The organism is Flavobacterium xizangense, assembly GCF_054075145.1.
The window spans coordinates 1-17,118 of the sequence record NZ_JBSIPG010000013.1 but is presented as its reverse complement, the minus strand read 5'-3'; the positions used below and the strand labels follow the sequence as shown (position 1 = coordinate 17,118).

Genomic DNA, 17,118 nt, shown 5'->3' with positions numbered 1-17,118 from the left:
AATGTTCTGAAAATTAATACGATATATTCAATCATGTAAAAACAATTTTTTTAATAGTTTTCAAAGTGTATTTTTGTTTTCTCAAATACTACTACCATGATAAAAAACAGTTTTATTCTTGCCTTTCTATTGATTTCCATAACCGGAAATTCTCAGAAATTAAAATTAGAAGAAATAATGAAAGGAGAATCTTTCATTGGAAATCAACCCACTAACGGACGCTGGTCTTTAGACGGAAAAAAGGTTTATTTTGAATGGAATCCGAAGGATGAACTAGGAACAAGTACTTATTATTGGCAAAAAGGAATGACAAAGCCAGAAGTAGTTCAGCCGAAAGAAGCTGTTTTTTCTCAAATGGATTTCAAAAGCAAACCAGGTTCTGATATTGTTTATTATGTCGATAAAGGAAGTTTGTATTCTTATTCAATTAAGTTACAAACAAGTAAAAAATTGATTCAACAATCAGCAGCAATATCGAATCTGCAATTAGGATCTGAAGCTGGAATATTGTTCTTTTCTCAAAACGATAATATTTTTAAATACAATACAAAAGAGGGAACTGTTTTGCAGATTACCAATTTTAGTAAAGGAACTAAAAAAGAAACAAAACCAGAAAAGGAAACTTTTTTAAACACACAACAAAAAGAGCTGTTTCAGTTTATTAGAGATAAAGAAGCTAAAAAACAATGGAATCTTGCCAAGTCAAAAGCGGTAAAATCTGATTTTGCCAAAGAATATTTTTATGGAAAAGACAGATTTACAAGTTTAAAAGTAAATCCGAATGGAAATTTTGCCACTTTCAGATTAGTTGAAGAAAATGAAGTGAAGCAAGAAAAAATGGAGGTTTTTATTACTTCTGACGGTTATAACCAAAATCCTGAAACGAAAGAGAAAGTTTCGACAAATAATTTTGTAAAAACGAAATTCGGAATTTATTCTGTTGCAAAAGATTCTGTTTATTATGTGAATTTTTCGACTTTAAGCCATATTCAAGATACACCAAAATATTTCCAAGAATATGAAAATCTAAAAAACAAACCAAAAGAAGATAAACTGATTGTTGCTCAAGCGCCTGTTTATAATGAAAACGGATCTTTAGCAATTGTTGAAATCAGAAGCCAGGATAATAAAGACAGATGGCTTGTAAATTTAAATTTGGACAAAGGAACTTTTGAAGAGATTGAATACCAGCATGATGAAGCCTGGATTGGCGGTCCTGGAATTCCGTCGTATTCATTTGCATCAGGAAATTTAGAATTTTTGGCCGATAATGAAACTATTTATTTCCAGTCTGAAGCTACAGGATATTCTCATTTATATACTTATAATGTAAAGACAAAAAAGAAAACTCAATTAACAAAAGGAAATTGGGAAGTTCGCGACGTGACTTTATCTAAGGATAAAAAAGTGTTTTATTTAAGCACAAATTCAACACATCCCGGAAATAGAGAATTTTATAAATTAGTTCCGGCTGACGGAGTTTTACAGCCAATTTTAACGAAAGATGGCGCACATGAAGTAGTGCTTTCGCCAGACGAAAAATCGCTTTTAGTTCGTTATTCGTATAAAAATATTCCATGGGATTTTTATGTTGCTGAAAATAAAAAGAATACTTCTTTGCAACAAATTTCGTCTTCGGTTACTGAAGATTTCAAAAAATACCAATGGAGAACACCAGACGTAATTACGTTTAAAGCACAAGACGGAACTTCAGTAAATGCGAGATTATATACACCAACTGCAGAAACTAAAAATAAGGCAGCTGTTATTTTTGTTCACGGGGCGGGTTATCTTCAAAATGCACATAATTTTTGGAGTAATTATTACAGAGAATACATGTTCCATAATATGTTGACTGATTTAGGTTACACTGTTTTAGACATCGATTATAGAGGAAGTGATGGTTACGGTCGTGATTTTAGAACAGGAATTTATCGTTTTATGGGCGGAAAAGATTTATCTGATCATTTAGATGGTAAAAAATTATTAGTTGAAAAATACGGAATTGATGCTGATAGAGTTGGTATTTACGGAGGTTCTTACGGAGGTTTCATTACTTTAATGGGAATGCTGACAACTCCGGGTGAGTTTACTTCGGGCGCTGCGTTGCGTTCGGTTACAGACTGGGCACACTATAACCACGGTTACACAGGAAATATTTTGAATTTTCCTGAAACAGATCCACAAGCATACAAAAAAAGTTCTCCAATTTATTTTGCAGATAATTTAAAAGGAAATTTAGTGATGCTGCACGGAATGGTTGATGATAATGTTGAATATAAAGATATTGTACGTTTGTCACAGCGTTTTATTGAATTAGAGAAAAAGAATTGGAGTTTGGCTTCTTTCCCAGTTGAATCTCACGGATTTAAGGAAACGTATTCATGGATTGATGAATACAGCCGAATCTTGAATTTATTTAATTCGACACTTCTTAAGAAATAGTTTTCAGTCGCAGTTTTCAAGACTAGAAACTGTGACTGCATACTGAGACTAAAAAAAAGAATCTGAATAGATTCTTTTTTTCTTTTAATTAGTTTTAAATTTGCATTCATAAAAAACAACACAACAAATAATGAGCAATACAATCACAACTACAAATTTTAATTTTCCGAATCAAAAATCAGTTTACCGCGGAAAAGTTAGAGAAGTTTACAATATTAACGACGAGCTTTTAGTAATGGTAGCTACTGACAGACTTTCGGCTTTTGATGTAGTTTTGCCAAAAGGAATTCCATACAAAGGGCAAATTTTGAATCAGATTGCAACAAAATTTATGGAGTTGACTCAGGATATTGTTCCAAATTGGTTAATCGCTACTCCAGATCCAAACGTTGCAGTTGGACATTTATGCGAACCTTTTAAAGTTGAAATGGTTATTCGCGGTTATGTTTCAGGTCACGCGGCTCGTGAATACGCAGCAGGAAGAAGACAAATTTGCGGTGTAACAATGGCTGAAGGATTAAAAGAAAACGACAAATTTCCTGAACCAATTATTACGCCAACTACAAAAGCAGATAATGGTTCTCATGATGAAGATATTTCTCGTGAAGATATTCTTTCAAAAGGAATTGTTTCTGAAGAAGATTATTTGATTTTAGAAAAATATACTCGTGCTTTGTTTCAAAGAGGAACTGAAATTGCTGCGTCTCGTGGATTAATTTTAGTGGATACAAAATATGAATTTGGAAAAACGAAAGACGGTGTTATCGTTCTAATTGATGAAATTCATACACCGGATTCTTCACGTTATTTTTACGCTGATGGATATGCAGAAAGACAAGCAAAAGGCGAGGAGCAAAAACAATTGTCAAAAGAATTCGTTCGTCGTTGGTTGATTGAAAATGGTTTTCAAGGTCAGGAAGGACAGCAAATTCCGGATATGTCTGATGAATACATCGAGTCTGTTTCTGAAAGATATATTGAATTGTACGAGAATATCCTAGGAGAAAAATTCGTAAAAGCTGATATTGACAATATTGACCAACGTATTGAAAAAAATGTATTAGATTACTTAAAATCTAAATAGTAATTTTCGGGTTTAAACTAATTATTTAAACCATGAAATCAACAATAATAAAAAATGCCCTACTGTTTCTATTTATGACAGTTGGGCATTTTCTTTTTGCGCAAATTGATAAAAAAGCCACAAATGAAACCAAAATATTATATCAGAATTTAAAATTAATTTCTAAAAATCATATTCTTTTTGGACATCAACATGCACTGGAATATGGACGCGGTTGGAAAAATGAACCCAATCGTTCTGATGTGAAATCGGTTACGGGATCACATCCAGCTGTGGTCGGAATTGATTTGAGCGATTTCTCTGGGCGCTCAAAAGATGTAATTAAAAAAACGAAAGAAACGCTCAGAAAAAATGTAATTGATACTTATGAACGTGGTGGCATTACTACTGTTTCCTGGCATTTTAATAATCCGGTTTCTGAAAATGGGTTTTATTGGAAAGATTCTGTTTCTTCGCCTGCAATGGCTTTGATCAAGCCAGGTGGTTCACATCATAAAAAATATAAAGAAATTTTAAAAACAATTGCTGATTTTGCGCATTCAGTCAGAGCTAAAGATGGCACTATGGCACCAATGATTTTCAGGCCTTATCATGAATTTGACGGCGATTGGTTTTGGTGGGGAAAAAAATATACTTCCCGCGAAGATTTTATTGCAGTTTGGCAATTTACGGTTTCTTATTTGAGAGATATTTTAGGCGTCCACAATTTTATTTATGCTTTTTCTCCTGATGTCAGATTTAATTCGGAAACAGAATATTTGGAACGTTATCCAGGTGATAATTTTGTAGATATGTTTGGAATGGATGATTATGCTGATTTTGGCCGTGACGGAAAATATAATCTTGAAGCAGGAGTAAAGAAGCTTAAAATAATTTCAGATTTGGCAATTAAAAAAGAAAAACTGGCAGCCTTTACAGAAACAGGCTTAGAATCAATTCCAAATGAAAAATGGTGGACAGATATATTGCTAAAAGCGCTGAAATCTCAAAATATAGAATTGGCTTATGTTTTAGTATGGAGAAATGACAGCACAAATCCAACCCATTATTATGCTCCATTTCCAGGACAAATCAGCGCGCTGGACTTTATTCAATTTTATGAAGATCCTTATACTTTATTTGAAAAGGATTTAAAAAATATTTACACTAGTCAATTTAAAATTTAGTTCTCTACCAAAAATTTTACATAGCGCAATTCTGCCAAAACAGGATTGCATTTTTTTTTAAATGATGCAACCTAATTGATTGTTTAGTCGTCTAAATAGAAAATCATCATCAATCAATTAATAAACAATAATCATGAAAAAAACAGTAATTATTTTAGGAGCAATTTTAGTATTCGGAAATGTATTAAATGCATCAAATTTAAATGTTAGTATTAAAAATGAAATCGAGTTTTCTAATAATACAAAATCACCGCTGCATCTTGCAATAAGCAAAGGTGATATTGAAAGTGTTAAAAGGTTTATTCAATACGGTGCAGATATTAATAAAATGGTTAATGATATGACACCATTAATGATTGCGGCACGATTTAATGAATTTGAAATCATAAAAATGCTGCTTAAAAATGGAGCAACGCCTTTTGATAAAAACGAAAAAGGTTTTACGGCTTTAAATTATGCAGAATATGCAAAAGCAACTGAGTCAATTGCTATTCTGAAAAACTTGAAATAATATAATCACTAAGCTATAAATAAAGTGCAATTCAGATTTATTTTGAATTGCACTTTTGATTTACAGCTTAGTAAATATTATTCTAATTTCTTTTTTAGATTTTCCAATCCTTTTTGTAAATCATTCCCAATCATTTCATCCATTTTCATGAAGGGTAGCATAATGTTCATAGGATATGGAATGACTCCATTAATTCCCCATTTTACTTTTGTCTGATTTCCAGAAACAGTTTCCGTTGACATAAAACCTTCTGCGGTATCATTCATAGGCTCTTTAAAGCGTAGCGCAAAGTCAATACGTTTTCCTTCGGTAATTTTTGTAATTTCTTGTTCTCCAGATCCAACATTTTCGACTTCACTTTTCCAAGCCGAAATTGATCCAACTTGTCCATCTGTGCCAGAAAAAGTGGATTTCATTTTTGGGTCCATATTTGCCCAAACACTAAATTCATTTTGATTTTTTAAGGATCTCACATAATTAAAAACCGAATCAACCGGTTTATTAATGGTTATTTCTCTTTCTACAGCGTAATTTTTAGGCATAAAAAAAGCTGCAATAAGTATAACAGCAAGAATTAAAATAAGCACAATCAGAATTTTTTTGATGATTTTCATGGTTTTTTCCGTTTTAAGTTTGTTATATGTTTTTTGGTCTACTAAATATACCTAAAATCTTTGAATATGAATTCTTATGTATTGATTTTGAGTATACTAAAAAAAATGTGGAATCAAGGGTTTCATTGACTTGAAAAAAATATTTATAAGATTTTTTATATTTTTTTAATTTAAACTGTAACATATTGACTTTTTGTGCGTCTATTAAGAAAGCAAATTATTAACGTTCAGTTTGATATATAGCGCTTATATTAATTGAATGTTAAGAATTAGTTAAAACAAGGTACTTTGTTATGCATAATACATAAAAATATATTACCTTTACATCGAAATTAAAAATCATCAATAATCAATCAATTTAACAATCAATTTAACAATCAATCAACATGAAAAAGTCAGTAATTATTTTAGGAGTAGCTTTAGTAGCTTTTGCCAATGTTTCAATGGCAGCAAATCACACATCACTAGTTGGAAATCCAAAAATTGAAGTTTCTAGAAACTTCTCAGCGCCATTGCATGTAGCAGTAAGCAAAGGAGATTTAGAAGTAGTGAAAAAATTTATTGCTTATGGAGCAAATGTAAACGAACAATCTGAGGATATGACACCTTTGATGATCGCAGCACGTTATAATAAAGTTGAGATCCTTAAAGTTTTATTAGAAAATGGTGCACGTCCAGAAGACAAAAACGAACAAGGTTTTACAGCATTAAAATATGCACAATTATCAAATGCAACTGAAGCAATTGCAATTTTAAAAGATTTAAAATAACAGTTTAAATCTAGTTTGAGTTAGAGTTAGTATACTTAACGGCCTTCCTTGAGCAGAGGGCCGTTTTTTATTTTTATACTATCAAGAAATTTTAAAAATTAATTTCTTGGATTTTCTTGTCCTGAAATCTAGAGAAAAGAATTAAGGCTGTAATTGCACCAATTGTGGCAAACAACATATCAGATTGTGTATCCCAAACATAACCCTGAGTTCCTAAAAATGCATCTCCGCCGTCTCCGGTTGCCAGAGAAACAAACCATTCTATAAATTCATATGTGGCACTTATAGCCAGACAGATACTGACAATAATAAAGTTGAAAAAACTCTTATTGTTGATGACTTCTTTGCGTATAAATAATTCCCTAATAATCATTGCTGGAACAAAACCTTGCGCAAAATGTCCGACTTTATCATAATTATTTCGGCTTTGATGAAATATCTCTTTTATGTAATCAAAAAGTGGAACTTCGGCATATGTATAATGACCTCCAATAAATAAAATAATACAATGAATTAAAATCAAAGTATAAGTAAAATTGGTGAATCGGAATTTTTTGAAAGTGAAAGCTAAAATCAGAAATCCTATTATAGCCGGAATGATTTCAAGAAAACAAGTAAATCCTTCTTTTGGATTTATTACCGAAGCCAATAAAGAAATTGAAAAAATGGTTATCAGAAAATAGATGTATTTCATAAATCAGTTTTATAGTTGTAATGCAAGATATTAAACTAATTTGAAGGAAATAAAAAAAGCACCATTAAAATTAATGATGCTTTTGTTTGATTAAGTTTTTTTATTTTTTATTCAATTGGAACATTCTTTTTGCGATTGAAAACCCAGAAAATAATTGGGAAAACTAATAGCGTCAGAATAGTTGCAGTAACTAAACCACCGATAATTACTATGGCAAGAGGTTTTTGTGATTCAGAACCAATTCCTGTTGAAATTGCAGCGGGCATTAAACCTATTGAAGCCATTAGTGCAGTCATAACTACCGCTCTTGTTCTGGCTTTTACTCCCATAAAAATAGATTCTTCGAGTGTAAATTTTGCCTTGAGATTATGATGAAATTCGGATATCAAAATTACACCATTTTGAATACAGATTCCGAGTAAAGCAATAAAACCGACACCTGCCGAGATACCAAAATTCATTCCTGTAACATGGAGTGCAATAATTCCTCCAATAACCGCAAACGGAACATTCGCTAAAACAAGTAGTGAATCTTTGATATTTCCAAATAAAATAAAGAGCAAAACAAATATTCCAATTAAACTGATTGGCACTACTTGAGTCAAACGGGCGCTCGCACGCACTTGGTTTTCAAATTCGCCTGTCCAGCCAGTTGTATATCCAGTAGGCATTTTTAATTCGGCTACTTTTTTCTGTGCTTCAGCAATTGTACTTCCTAAATCTCGATCACGGACAGAGAATTTTACGCCAATAAAACGTTTTGTATTGTCTCTGTAAATAAAAGCCGGACCGGTTATGGTTTTAATATCGCAGATTTCTTTCAGCGGAATTTTAACACCACTTATCGTTGGAACTTTTAATTCAGCTAAATCTTCTTCATCTTTTCGATATTCTTTTGAAAAACGAACTCTGACATCAAATTTCTTTTCATCTTCATATTTTTCTGTAGCTGTTTTTCCTCCAAACGCCAATTCTAAAACCGCTTGTGCATCGCTTAATGTTACGCCATAAGCAGCCATTTTTTCTCGATCTAAAATTACACTGATTTCTGGCTGTCCAACATTTCGAAGAATTCCGACATCTTTTATTCCTGGGATATTTTTGATTTTATCTAAAACTTCGTTTGACAATTCATCCAATTTATCAAGATCATCACCATAAATTTTTACAGCATTTGAAGCTTTAAAACCTGCCACCGATTCGGCTACATTATCAATAACTGGCTGAGAATAATTATAAGTAATTCCTTGATGAACTTTCAGTTTTTGATCCATTTCATTGATTAAATCGTCCATAGAAATCTTGCGCGTCCATTCTGATTTTGGTTTCAAATCAACTTGCAACTGAATAAAACCAAATCCGTTTGGATCTGTTCCATCATTACTTCGTCCGGTTTGCGATAACACTTTTTTCACTTCAGGAAAACTTTCCAGGTCTTTTCGAATCATTGCCGCAGTTTGGACACTTTCGGGAAGTGACGAACTCATTGGCAATTCTGCTGTTACCCATAAGGCGCCTTCATTCAATTGAGGAAGGAATTCTGTTCCTAAAAAAGTTGCAGAAAAGAAAACAGTAACTAATATAGCCACAGAAGCAATCAGCGTTTGTACTTTATGCTTAAATGTCCATGCAAAACCTTTTCCAACAATTCTGTCCCAGAAATTCACAAAAGGATTGTGTTTTTCTTTTACATTTTTATTCAATAAAATGTGTGATAAAACCGGTACCAGCGTCAAAGTAAAAAGTAGTGCTCCCATTAAGGCAAAACCTAAAGTGTAGGCTAGAGGAGAGAACATTTTTCCTTCTACTTTCTGGAATGAAAATATTGGTAATAGCGCTGTAATGATGATTAATTTCGAAAAGAAAATGGCTTTTCCCATTTCAGTTCCGGTCTTTTTAATCAAGCTTCCTTTTGCTATTTTATTGTATGCTGTCATTCCTAGTTGATGCGCTCTATGATCAAGCACAACAAACAATCCTTCGACCATAACTACCGCACCATCAATAATAATTCCGAAATCGACTGCACCCAAACTCAATAAATTGGCGCTCATTCCCATCATTTTCAAACATAAAAATGCAAATAATAAGGATAGCGGAATTACTATTGAAACGGTAAAAGTTGTTCGCCAATCGGCCATGAATAAGAATACGACGCAGGTAACCAGAATAATTCCTTCGAATAAATTATGCATTACTGTTTCGGTAGTGAAATTCATTAAATTATCACGATCATAAAACGTTTCAATTTTAATGTCTTCCGGAAGGATATTATCATTTAAGTCCCTTATTTTATCTTTGATTAAAGCCAGTGTTTCCTGCGCGTTTTCACCTTTTCGCATTACGACAATTCCTTCAACTGCATCATCGTTTTTTCCAATTCCGGTTTGACCAACCCTTGGCATTGCGCTTTCATAAACATTCGCTACATTTTTTACCAAAATCGGATTTCCTCCGGCATCATCAACAATAATGTTTTCAATATCCGAAATAGATTTTAAAAGCCCGACACCACGAACAACAAATGCTTGTCCATTTTTTTCAATAATATCTCCACCAACATTTAAGTTTCCGCCATTTACAGCATTATAAACCTGTAAGGGTGTAATGTTGTATTTAGCCAATTTAATTGGATCAACTCCAACTTCATATGTTTTTGTCTGACCTCCAAAAACGTTCAAATCTGCTACACCTGGAACTGCACGAAGCTGTTTGTCAATAACCCAGTTTTGGTAAGTCAATAATTCGCGGCTGTCTCTGCTGTCGCTTTTTACAATATATCTGAATATTTCTCCAGTTGGACCATAAGGAGGTTGAACATCCGGCTCCACATCATCAGGAAGCGAAACATTTTTTAATAAATTATTTACCTGTAAACGTGCAAAAGTATCGTCGACACCATCATCAAAAATGATTTTAATTACAGATAATCCAAACATTGTGATACTGCGAACGCTCGTCTTTTTCTGAACCGAGTTCATCGAAATCTCGATCGGAGAAGTTACAAATCGCTCTACTTCTTCGGCACTTTTTCCGTTCCATTGTGTAATGATGATAATCTGAGTATTCGTAACATCCGGAAAGGCGTCGATAGGCATATTTTTGAAAGAAATGAATCCTGCAACTGCCAATAATCCTACCCAAAAAAAGGTGAATGCTTTATTCTTAAGTGAGAAAGCAATTATATTTCTAATGAATTTGTTCATTTTTTTATTCGTTTAAAGCTCGGTAAATAAATAACTGATTGTTGGTTATAACTTTTTCATTTTCTTTCAAACCACTTGAAATGTAAGTTGTTTTTCCAACGACTCTGTAAACGTCAACTTGTCTAGTTTCTATATTATGACGATCTTTAAAAATCATTACGAAGTTTTTGCTTTTATCAAAAACAATGGCATCACTCGGAATCGCAATCATCGAATTATTTTCTTTGAAACATAATTTTATGTTGGCATTCATATCAGGTTTTAATAAATAATTTGAATTTTGAAGTTTAATTCGGGCTTGCATTGCTTTAGTTTCAGGATCAATTACGTTGAAAATTTTATCGACTTTTCCTTTAAAAACTTTATCAGGATAACTTAAAGTCGTTACATCAGCATCAATTCCTAATTTTACTTTATTGATATCCACTTCATTGATGTTAGCCATTGCCCAAACTTCGCTTATTTCTGCAATATCAAAAATGTTTTCAGAACGGTCGTTTCTCAAAAGCATATCTTGATTAATACTTTTTTGAATGATAAAGCCGCTTATTGGCGCTGTCACTTCGTATATGGAACCCGCTTTTATATTGTAGATTTTATAGGTTTCCTGAATTTTGCTTAATTGAGACTGTGCTTTAGTCACTTCAGATTTGGCCTGAAGCACGTCGCTTTCCGAATTTAATTTTCCGTCAAATAATTCCTGGGCAACTTTTAAATTGTTTTTTGCTACTAGTAAATCGCTTTTTGCATCTAATGATTGTTTTTCAAAATCAGCTATATCTGTACTTCTTATGGTTGCTAAAACTTGTCCTTTACGTACATAGTCTCCAAGTTCAACATTTACTTTGATCACGTTTCCGCCCACTAAAGGATAGACATCAATCATTTTGTTATTGTCAGCGGTAATTTTTCCGTAAAAATTCAATTCGTTTGTTACGGGTTGTGTTTGCGCGACAGCGGTTGTAGTTGTTTTTAGCATTGAATCACTTAATGCAAAAGACGAATTAGTCTGTGGATTTTCTACCTCTTTTTTGCAGCTTGCAAGAGATAAGCTCAAGATTGCAATTCCTATAATTAGTTTATGTTTCATCTGTGTATTTTTTTAAAATAAGTCTTTGTTGATCGTACTATTTAGTTCTTCGCCAGAAAGTGCCAGCTTTTTCTTTAATTCATTTACTAGAATTGTAGCCTGATTGTAACTTTCCATAAAATCTGTAAATTCTAACAAACTCACATTTCGTTTTTGGAAGTTGGTCAGCATTCCGTTATAAACTGCTTCAAAGTCGGCATTCACGGTTGGTTTTATTACCGAATAATTTTTACGTGATTCATCCCATTTATTCCAGGCCGAAGTAATTTCTGTTTGCAATTTCAGATCAAAGTTTTGTTTTTCAACTTTAGACTGTTCTAAAATGGTTTGAGCATATTTGATATTTCCTTTGTTTTTGTTCCAAAGCGGAAGCGGAATACCAAGTGTAACATTTGCTTCCTTATTAAAAGCTCCTCCTCGCTGATCATAATTTGCACCTAAAGTTAGATCTGGAATCGAAAGTGATTTTTGCCATTTTACATTCAGTTCATTTGCATCAATTTCTTTTTGCTTGGCCAAATAATCAGGTCTGTTGGCAATGGCTAGATCTTCTAAAGATTTTAAATCGAAAGGTATTGTTTTCAAATATTTGCTGAATTCGTCTTTTGAAACTTCTGGAACTATATTTTCGGTTGAATTCAGTAGTAATCTCAAATTTCCTTGTTCTTCAATATTGTCATTTACGACTTCCATTCGTTCATTTTTAAAATTGAGATACAACGATTGCAAACGAACAACATCTTTTAAAGGAACATTTCCTTTTTGTGCCTGAATAGAGTAGGAGTTAATCAAATCTTCAATATGGGCAAGTTGCTGGTCTGTCGTTTCAAGACTTTTTGTGTTGTAGTAAACTGTGTAAAAGCTTTTGCGCAATTGAAGTTTTAAAGTCCTCAAAAGATCATTAAATTGTAATTCAGCTAGTTGCTCGTTGGTTTGTGCCAATTTGACTTCATTGCGTTTTTTTCCGCCTAAATAAATCAGTTGCTCAATACCAAAGGATTTTTGACCTTCCTTACCAATGTCAAAATATTTGTTTGCATCTGGATTGTAAGCATTTAATTCTGCAGTTAAAGCTGGATTATCCCAAATTTTCGCCTGAATCGTCAGCGCTTTCGAAGCATCAATATTATATTGAGAGGCCAGCAAAAAAAGATTATTTTTAAGAAATTGACTTTCACAATCTTGAAGAGTGATTGTTTTTTGAGCCATTACTGCTTGATTTAAAAGAACAAGCAGAAAAAATGCATATGCTTTTTTCATTGTATCAATTTTAAGTTGTACAAATATGCTATCGGCAGACTTTAAGAAGCCTTAAAATCTACCTTAAAAATACCTTAAAAAAGAATATTAATGAAAGAAAAGTTGAAATAAATTTACATTATCGTTTGGAACACTGTAAGTTATGCTTGTGTTGTGTAAAGAAAGTATTCGCTGAACAATACGCAGACCAAGCCCAAAACCTGAAGTTCCTTTTGCATTTTTACCTCGCATAAAAGGCTGGAAAAGATTTTTTTGCTCATCTTCGCCTAAAGTCTTTCCATTATTCGAAATTGAAATTACAAGATGATTATTCTGTACGCTGATTTTTACTTTGGCTTGCTTGTCATCAGAGTACACACAAGCGTTTTTGAGAATATTACCCAGCGCAATTTCTAAAAGATTTTTATTTCCTTTTACTTCTAAAACAGAATCCAGATCATCGCTTTCTTCCATTTCAAAAAGAATTACGAAATCAGGAAAGCTTTTATTTAAATTTTCTATGGCCGAAAATAAGATTTCGTCCATGCGTTGCCCTTCTGTGTTTTCGTGGTTTTTATTGTCAATTTTTGACAGAATTAATAAAGAATTAATTAATTCTGTTAATTGGTTTACGTCTGTTAAAATGGTTTTTAAAAATGACTTTCCTTTCTCAGAGGTGGCAGGATCTGTAACAACATTTTCAATCTGCGAAGTGATTCTGGATAAAGGCGTTCGCAATTCGTGCGATGCGTGAGCAGTAAATTCTTTTTGTTTTTGATATGAAATCTCAATTCTATCCATCATGAAATTGAATTCGTTTGCAATCAAATCAATTTCATTTTTGTTGCTTTTTGATTCTACGCGCGTATCAAGATTATTCTCGTTTATGTTTTTTATTTTTTGATGAAATACATGCAACGGATTCATGGCTTTTTTTACCATGAAGGATGTCAAAACCCAACAAATACAAGTAAAAAAGATATAAGATACGACTAAAGTATAGCGAAGAAAAATAAGCTTTCGTTTTCCATAATCATCTGTAGCCGAAATTAAAGCATAAAAATCTTTGTCTTTAGTATCATAAAAAACGCCATAAACTTCATAATCGCCTTGTTGTTTAAAAAAGGTTTTATGTTTTTTCAGATATTTTAGATCTTCAATTGACCAATTTATTTTTGCGTCATCAATACTGCTATAAATTAGTTTGAAATGAGAATCAAAAACCAAAGTCTTTTCATCATACAATTTGTTGATTGAATTTTGATCGATAATTTTCAAAAGCTGATCATCAACTTCTTTTACATTTACGAGAAGTTTTATGTTCGAAAGCGCTTTAATTTCTAAACGATCACGGAATTCTTCTTTTCTAAAATTAGAATACAAAACAAATATCACTGTTGAAGCCAGTCCAAAAAGTATTGTAAACAGCAAACTTACCAAAAGTGATATTCTGTTTTTTAATGTCATTCCTGATTGCTTAAATAATAGCCATAGCCGACTTTGGTTCGAATAAGTTTTGTTTCGTGGTCTTTATCGATTTTTTTTCGAAGAAAATTAATATAGACTTCAATCGTATTTTGATTGGTTTCAATATGATAATCCCAGAGTTTTTCGGCAATAAATTGTTTTGAAAGGACTTTTCCTTTGGCATGAGCCAAAATCATAATTAATTTGAACTCTTTTGGAGTAAGTTTAATTTCTTCACCCGAGCGGAATACTTTCATTTCTTCTTCCAAAATTTCCAAATCTTCTATAATTATCTTTTTCTCGATTTGCTGTGGAATTTCTTTTCGTCTTAATAAAGAAGAAATTCGGGCAAACAATTCTTCAAAATGGAAAGGTTTCACCAAGTAGTCATCGGCGCCGTTGTCAAAAGAAGCAAGTTTGTCATCAATTTCACTGAAGGCTGTCAGCATAATTATTGGTGTTTTTTTGTCATTTTCACGAATACCTTTACAAACATCGATGCCATTTGTGCCTGGAACATTAATATCAAGAATGATTAAATCATATTCATAAGGAACGTATTTTTTCAACAATAACGCGCCATCATAATATGAAATGCACTCAAAGCCTTTCGAAGAAAAAAATGCAGAGATTTCTTTCGATAAAGTAAAGTCGTCTTCGAGTAATAAAATTTTCATATATAACCTATTTATAAATTAGGCCGTTTTAAAACAGCCTAATTTATGTTTTATATCTCGTTTTTATTTAAAATAAGAAAATGTTTCGTTGTTTTCAATTTTCAATAATGTTTCATAAATCAGCTGAATTACATTTTCGACATCCTCTTTATGTACCATTTCAACTGTAGTATGCATATATCGTAAAGGTAACGAAATCAATGCCGATGGCACACCACCATTGCTATAAGCAAAAGCATCAGTATCTGTTCCTGTCGCGCTTGAAGTAGCGTTGCGCTGAAACGGAATTTTATTTTCTTCAGCCGTATCAACAATCAAATCACGAAGCTTGTTTTGAACAGCAGGCGAGTAAGCAATTACAGGTCCGTTCCCCATTTTAAGATCACCTTCGATTTTTTTGTCAATCATTGGTGTGTTTGTGTCATGGCAAACATCAGTTATAATAGCAACATTTGGTTTTATAGTATGTGCAATCATTTCGGCACCACGCAAACCAATTTCTTCCTGAACAGAATTAACGATATATAACCCAAAAGGAAGTGTTTTTTTGTTTTCATGGAGAAGTCTTGCAACTTCCGCAATCATAAAACCGCCCATTCTGTTGTCTATTGCGCGACAAACAAATTTATTCTCATTCAAAATCATAAATTCATCAGGATAAGTAATAACACATCCTACATGAACGCCAAGCGCTTCAACTTGTTCTTTAGTTTCGCAACCTAAATCAATAAAAATATTGCTTAATTTAGGAGTCTCTTCTTTATCACGTAAACGAGTATGAATAGCTGGCCAGCCAAAAACACCTTTTACAATTCCTTTTTTAGTATGAATGTCAACTCGTTTTGAAGGAGCAATTTGATGATCAGAACCACCATTTCTTATTACATATATTAATCCATCATCTGTAATATAATTAACGTACCAGGAAATTTCATCGGCATGGCCTTCAATTACAACTTTAAAAGGAGCGTCCGGATTGATAACGCCAACAGCAGTTCCGTAAGTATCAGTAATAAAAGTATCAACATATGGCTTTAAATATTGCATCCAAAGTTTTTGTCCCTCGCTTTCATATCCAGTAGGTGACGCGTTATTTAGATAGCTTTCAAGGAAAGCAATTGAAGTATCTTTTAAGATAGAATTTGAACTCATAAAAATATTTTTTTGCTAAATTATAAATTTGGTATTAGAGTTGTGTATAAATATATAATTTTACATTTAAATTATGACTCAATGAGATTTACCAGCATTCTTTTATTCTTTATTTTGTTTTCACTTTCAAGCCGTGCTCAGGTTACGCCAAAAGAGAATCAGCAAATGGGCTATACTTTAACAGAGAAAGATTCTATTTTAGGTGATACTATAGAACTGCCCGAGATAATCATTACAAAAGAAAAGCTCGATCCTGAAGCACAAAAGCAATTTTTGATTCTTCAAAACAGAGTTTACAAAGTCTATCCGTATGCAAAATTGGCAGCAGATAGATTGACGGCATTAAATAAAGGAATGGCGCGTTTGAATTCAAACCGTGAAAAAAAGAAATATTTCAAAATCGTTGAAGACTATCTTAACAATGAATTTGAAGACCGACTTAAAAAACTTTCGCGAAAGCAAGGTCAGATTTTAGTAAAATTGGTTCACCGCCAAACTGGAATCACAACATATGATTTAATAAAAACTCTTAAAAGCGGATTCAAAGCATTTGTTTCAAATACCACAGCTAATTTATTTGATATAAGTCTAAAAGCAGAATACAATCCTTATGAAGTCAATGAAGATTATTTAATTGAAACAATTCTTCAGCGTGCTTTTGAATCAGGAAGATTAGTAAATCAAAAAGCAGCAAATCCAATTAATTATAATGATTTAATGAATAAGTGGGAAGAAAAAGCAAAAGCTCCTGCGAATCAATAGAAAGGTAGCCTAATCATCTATTATAATATATGTAATTAAAACCGTTAGATTTTAAAATCTAACGGTTTTGTTTTTTCTATACATATATATAAGGAGGAAATTATTTCATACTATAATATATATAAGAGTAAAAAACTGAATTTGGGATTTAGTTATTGTAATATTAAGTAGCTGTTTCCCGCTATCCGCTCCAATCTTTTTGCGGCGAACCCCGCCACAAAAAGGATTTCCGCTCCTATCG

14 protein-coding genes are annotated in these 17,118 nt (G+C 32.5%); 6 read left to right on the top strand and 8 right to left on the bottom strand.

Features of this window, described 5'->3' with window-relative positions; genetic code table 11:
- Nucleotides 1-96: 96 nt before the first annotated feature.
- The 4 genes from ACWA1B_RS20040 to ACWA1B_RS20025 all read left to right on the top strand — a co-directional run bounded on the left by ACWA1B_RS20040 (nucleotide 97) and on the right by ACWA1B_RS20025 (nucleotide 5,206).
- Nucleotides 97-2,445: a S9 family peptidase gene (locus ACWA1B_RS20040; RefSeq protein ID WP_456910013.1), complete on the top strand. Its 2,349-nt coding sequence runs from the start codon at nucleotides 97-99 to the stop codon at nucleotides 2,443-2,445.
- Between the two features lie 130 nt (nucleotides 2,446-2,575).
- Nucleotides 2,576-3,529, top strand: coding sequence for a phosphoribosylaminoimidazolesuccinocarboxamide synthase (locus ACWA1B_RS20035; protein WP_456910011.1), 954 nt, complete (start codon nucleotides 2,576-2,578; stop codon nucleotides 3,527-3,529).
- A 32-nt stretch (nucleotides 3,530-3,561) separates the two neighbouring features.
- Complete coding sequence (locus ACWA1B_RS20030) at nucleotides 3,562-4,695, top strand: glycoside hydrolase family 26 protein (RefSeq protein WP_456910009.1); 1,134 nt, start codon at nucleotides 3,562-3,564, stop codon at nucleotides 4,693-4,695.
- Nucleotides 4,696-4,828: 133 nt separating this feature from the next.
- Nucleotides 4,829-5,206: an ankyrin repeat domain-containing protein gene (locus ACWA1B_RS20025; RefSeq protein WP_456910007.1), complete on the top strand. Its 378-nt coding sequence runs from the start codon at nucleotides 4,829-4,831 to the stop codon at nucleotides 5,204-5,206.
- A gap of 77 nt (nucleotides 5,207-5,283) precedes the next feature.
- Here ACWA1B_RS20025 and ACWA1B_RS20020 read toward each other — a convergent pair whose 3' ends face one another.
- A complete protein-coding gene (locus ACWA1B_RS20020) occupies nucleotides 5,284-5,820 on the bottom strand; it encodes an SRPBCC family protein (RefSeq protein ID WP_456910005.1) in 537 nt (178 codons plus the stop codon).
- Between the two features lie 386 nt (nucleotides 5,821-6,206).
- Between ACWA1B_RS20020 and ACWA1B_RS20015 the strand changes: the two genes are divergently transcribed.
- Complete coding sequence (locus ACWA1B_RS20015) at nucleotides 6,207-6,590, top strand: ankyrin repeat domain-containing protein (RefSeq protein WP_035652445.1); 384 nt, start codon at nucleotides 6,207-6,209, stop codon at nucleotides 6,588-6,590.
- Nucleotides 6,591-6,681: 91 nt separating this feature from the next.
- On the opposite strand, the gene ACWA1B_RS20010 is transcribed toward ACWA1B_RS20015, so the two are convergent.
- The 7 genes from ACWA1B_RS20010 to ACWA1B_RS19980 all read right to left on the bottom strand — a co-directional run bounded on the left by ACWA1B_RS20010 (nucleotide 6,682) and on the right by ACWA1B_RS19980 (nucleotide 16,115).
- Nucleotides 6,682-7,284, bottom strand: coding sequence for a DUF2238 domain-containing protein (locus tag ACWA1B_RS20010; protein WP_456910003.1), 603 nt, complete (start codon nucleotides 7,282-7,284; stop codon nucleotides 6,682-6,684).
- 107 nt (nucleotides 7,285-7,391) lie between these two features.
- Nucleotides 7,392-10,490, bottom strand: a complete 3,099-nt coding sequence (locus ACWA1B_RS20005) for an efflux RND transporter permease subunit (RefSeq protein ID WP_456910001.1) — start codon at nucleotides 10,488-10,490, stop codon at nucleotides 7,392-7,394.
- Nucleotides 10,491-10,494: 4 nt separating this feature from the next.
- On the bottom strand, nucleotides 10,495-11,580 hold the full coding sequence (locus ACWA1B_RS20000) for an efflux RND transporter periplasmic adaptor subunit (RefSeq protein ID WP_456909999.1): 1,086 nt from the start codon (nucleotides 11,578-11,580) through the stop codon (nucleotides 10,495-10,497).
- A gap of 12 nt (nucleotides 11,581-11,592) precedes the next feature.
- Nucleotides 11,593-12,840 (bottom strand): TolC family protein, encoded by a 1,248-nt coding sequence (locus ACWA1B_RS19995; protein ID WP_456909997.1) that lies wholly within the window; start codon nucleotides 12,838-12,840, stop codon nucleotides 11,593-11,595.
- A gap of 87 nt (nucleotides 12,841-12,927) precedes the next feature.
- Nucleotides 12,928-14,286 (bottom strand): HAMP domain-containing sensor histidine kinase, encoded by a 1,359-nt coding sequence (locus tag ACWA1B_RS19990; protein ID WP_456909995.1) that lies wholly within the window; start codon nucleotides 14,284-14,286, stop codon nucleotides 12,928-12,930.
- A complete protein-coding gene (locus ACWA1B_RS19985) occupies nucleotides 14,283-14,963 on the bottom strand; it encodes a response regulator transcription factor (RefSeq protein WP_456909993.1) in 681 nt (226 codons plus the stop codon). The genes ACWA1B_RS19990 and ACWA1B_RS19985 overlap by 4 nt, the downstream gene beginning before the upstream one ends.
- Nucleotides 14,964-15,026: 63 nt before the next feature.
- On the bottom strand, nucleotides 15,027-16,115 hold the full coding sequence (locus tag ACWA1B_RS19980) for a M42 family metallopeptidase (protein WP_456909991.1): 1,089 nt from the start codon (nucleotides 16,113-16,115) through the stop codon (nucleotides 15,027-15,029).
- 81 nt (nucleotides 16,116-16,196) lie between these two features.
- Here ACWA1B_RS19980 and ACWA1B_RS19975 point away from each other — a divergent pair, with 81 nt between their 5' ends.
- Nucleotides 16,197-16,877 carry a DUF4294 domain-containing protein gene (locus ACWA1B_RS19975; protein ID WP_426485005.1) on the top strand — a complete coding sequence of 227 codons (681 nt, stop codon included), beginning with the start codon at nucleotides 16,197-16,199 and terminating at the stop codon, nucleotides 16,875-16,877.
- Nucleotides 16,878-17,118 lie beyond the last annotated feature (241 nt).

Excerpts from the sequence above, each read along its gene's own strand:
- ACWA1B_RS20040 (WP_456910013.1), top strand. The coding sequence starts at position 97 with ATGATAAAAAACAGTTTTATTCTTGCCTTTCTATTGATTTCCATAACC.
- ACWA1B_RS20035 (WP_456910011.1), top strand. The coding sequence starts at position 2,576 with ATGAGCAATACAATCACAACTACAAATTTTAATTTTCCGAATCAAAAA.
- ACWA1B_RS20030 (WP_456910009.1), top strand. The coding sequence starts at position 3,562 with ATGAAATCAACAATAATAAAAAATGCCCTACTGTTTCTATTTATGACA.
- ACWA1B_RS20025 (WP_456910007.1), top strand. The coding sequence starts at position 4,829 with ATGAAAAAAACAGTAATTATTTTAGGAGCAATTTTAGTATTCGGAAAT.
- ACWA1B_RS20020 (WP_456910005.1), bottom strand. The coding sequence starts at position 5,820 with ATGAAAATCATCAAAAAAATTCTGATTGTGCTTATTTTAATTCTTGCT.
- ACWA1B_RS20015 (WP_035652445.1), top strand. The coding sequence starts at position 6,207 with ATGAAAAAGTCAGTAATTATTTTAGGAGTAGCTTTAGTAGCTTTTGCC.
- ACWA1B_RS20010 (WP_456910003.1), bottom strand. The coding sequence starts at position 7,284 with ATGAAATACATCTATTTTCTGATAACCATTTTTTCAATTTCTTTATTG.
- ACWA1B_RS20005 (WP_456910001.1), bottom strand. The coding sequence starts at position 10,490 with ATGAACAAATTCATTAGAAATATAATTGCTTTCTCACTTAAGAATAAA.
- ACWA1B_RS20000 (WP_456909999.1), bottom strand. The coding sequence starts at position 11,580 with ATGAAACATAAACTAATTATAGGAATTGCAATCTTGAGCTTATCTCTT.
- ACWA1B_RS19995 (WP_456909997.1), bottom strand. The coding sequence starts at position 12,840 with ATGAAAAAAGCATATGCATTTTTTCTGCTTGTTCTTTTAAATCAAGCA.
- ACWA1B_RS19990 (WP_456909995.1), bottom strand. The coding sequence starts at position 14,286 with ATGACATTAAAAAACAGAATATCACTTTTGGTAAGTTTGCTGTTTACA.
- ACWA1B_RS19985 (WP_456909993.1), bottom strand. The coding sequence starts at position 14,963 with ATGAAAATTTTATTACTCGAAGACGACTTTACTTTATCGAAAGAAATC.
- ACWA1B_RS19980 (WP_456909991.1), bottom strand. The coding sequence starts at position 16,115 with ATGAGTTCAAATTCTATCTTAAAAGATACTTCAATTGCTTTCCTTGAA.
- ACWA1B_RS19975 (WP_426485005.1), top strand. The coding sequence starts at position 16,197 with ATGAGATTTACCAGCATTCTTTTATTCTTTATTTTGTTTTCACTTTCA.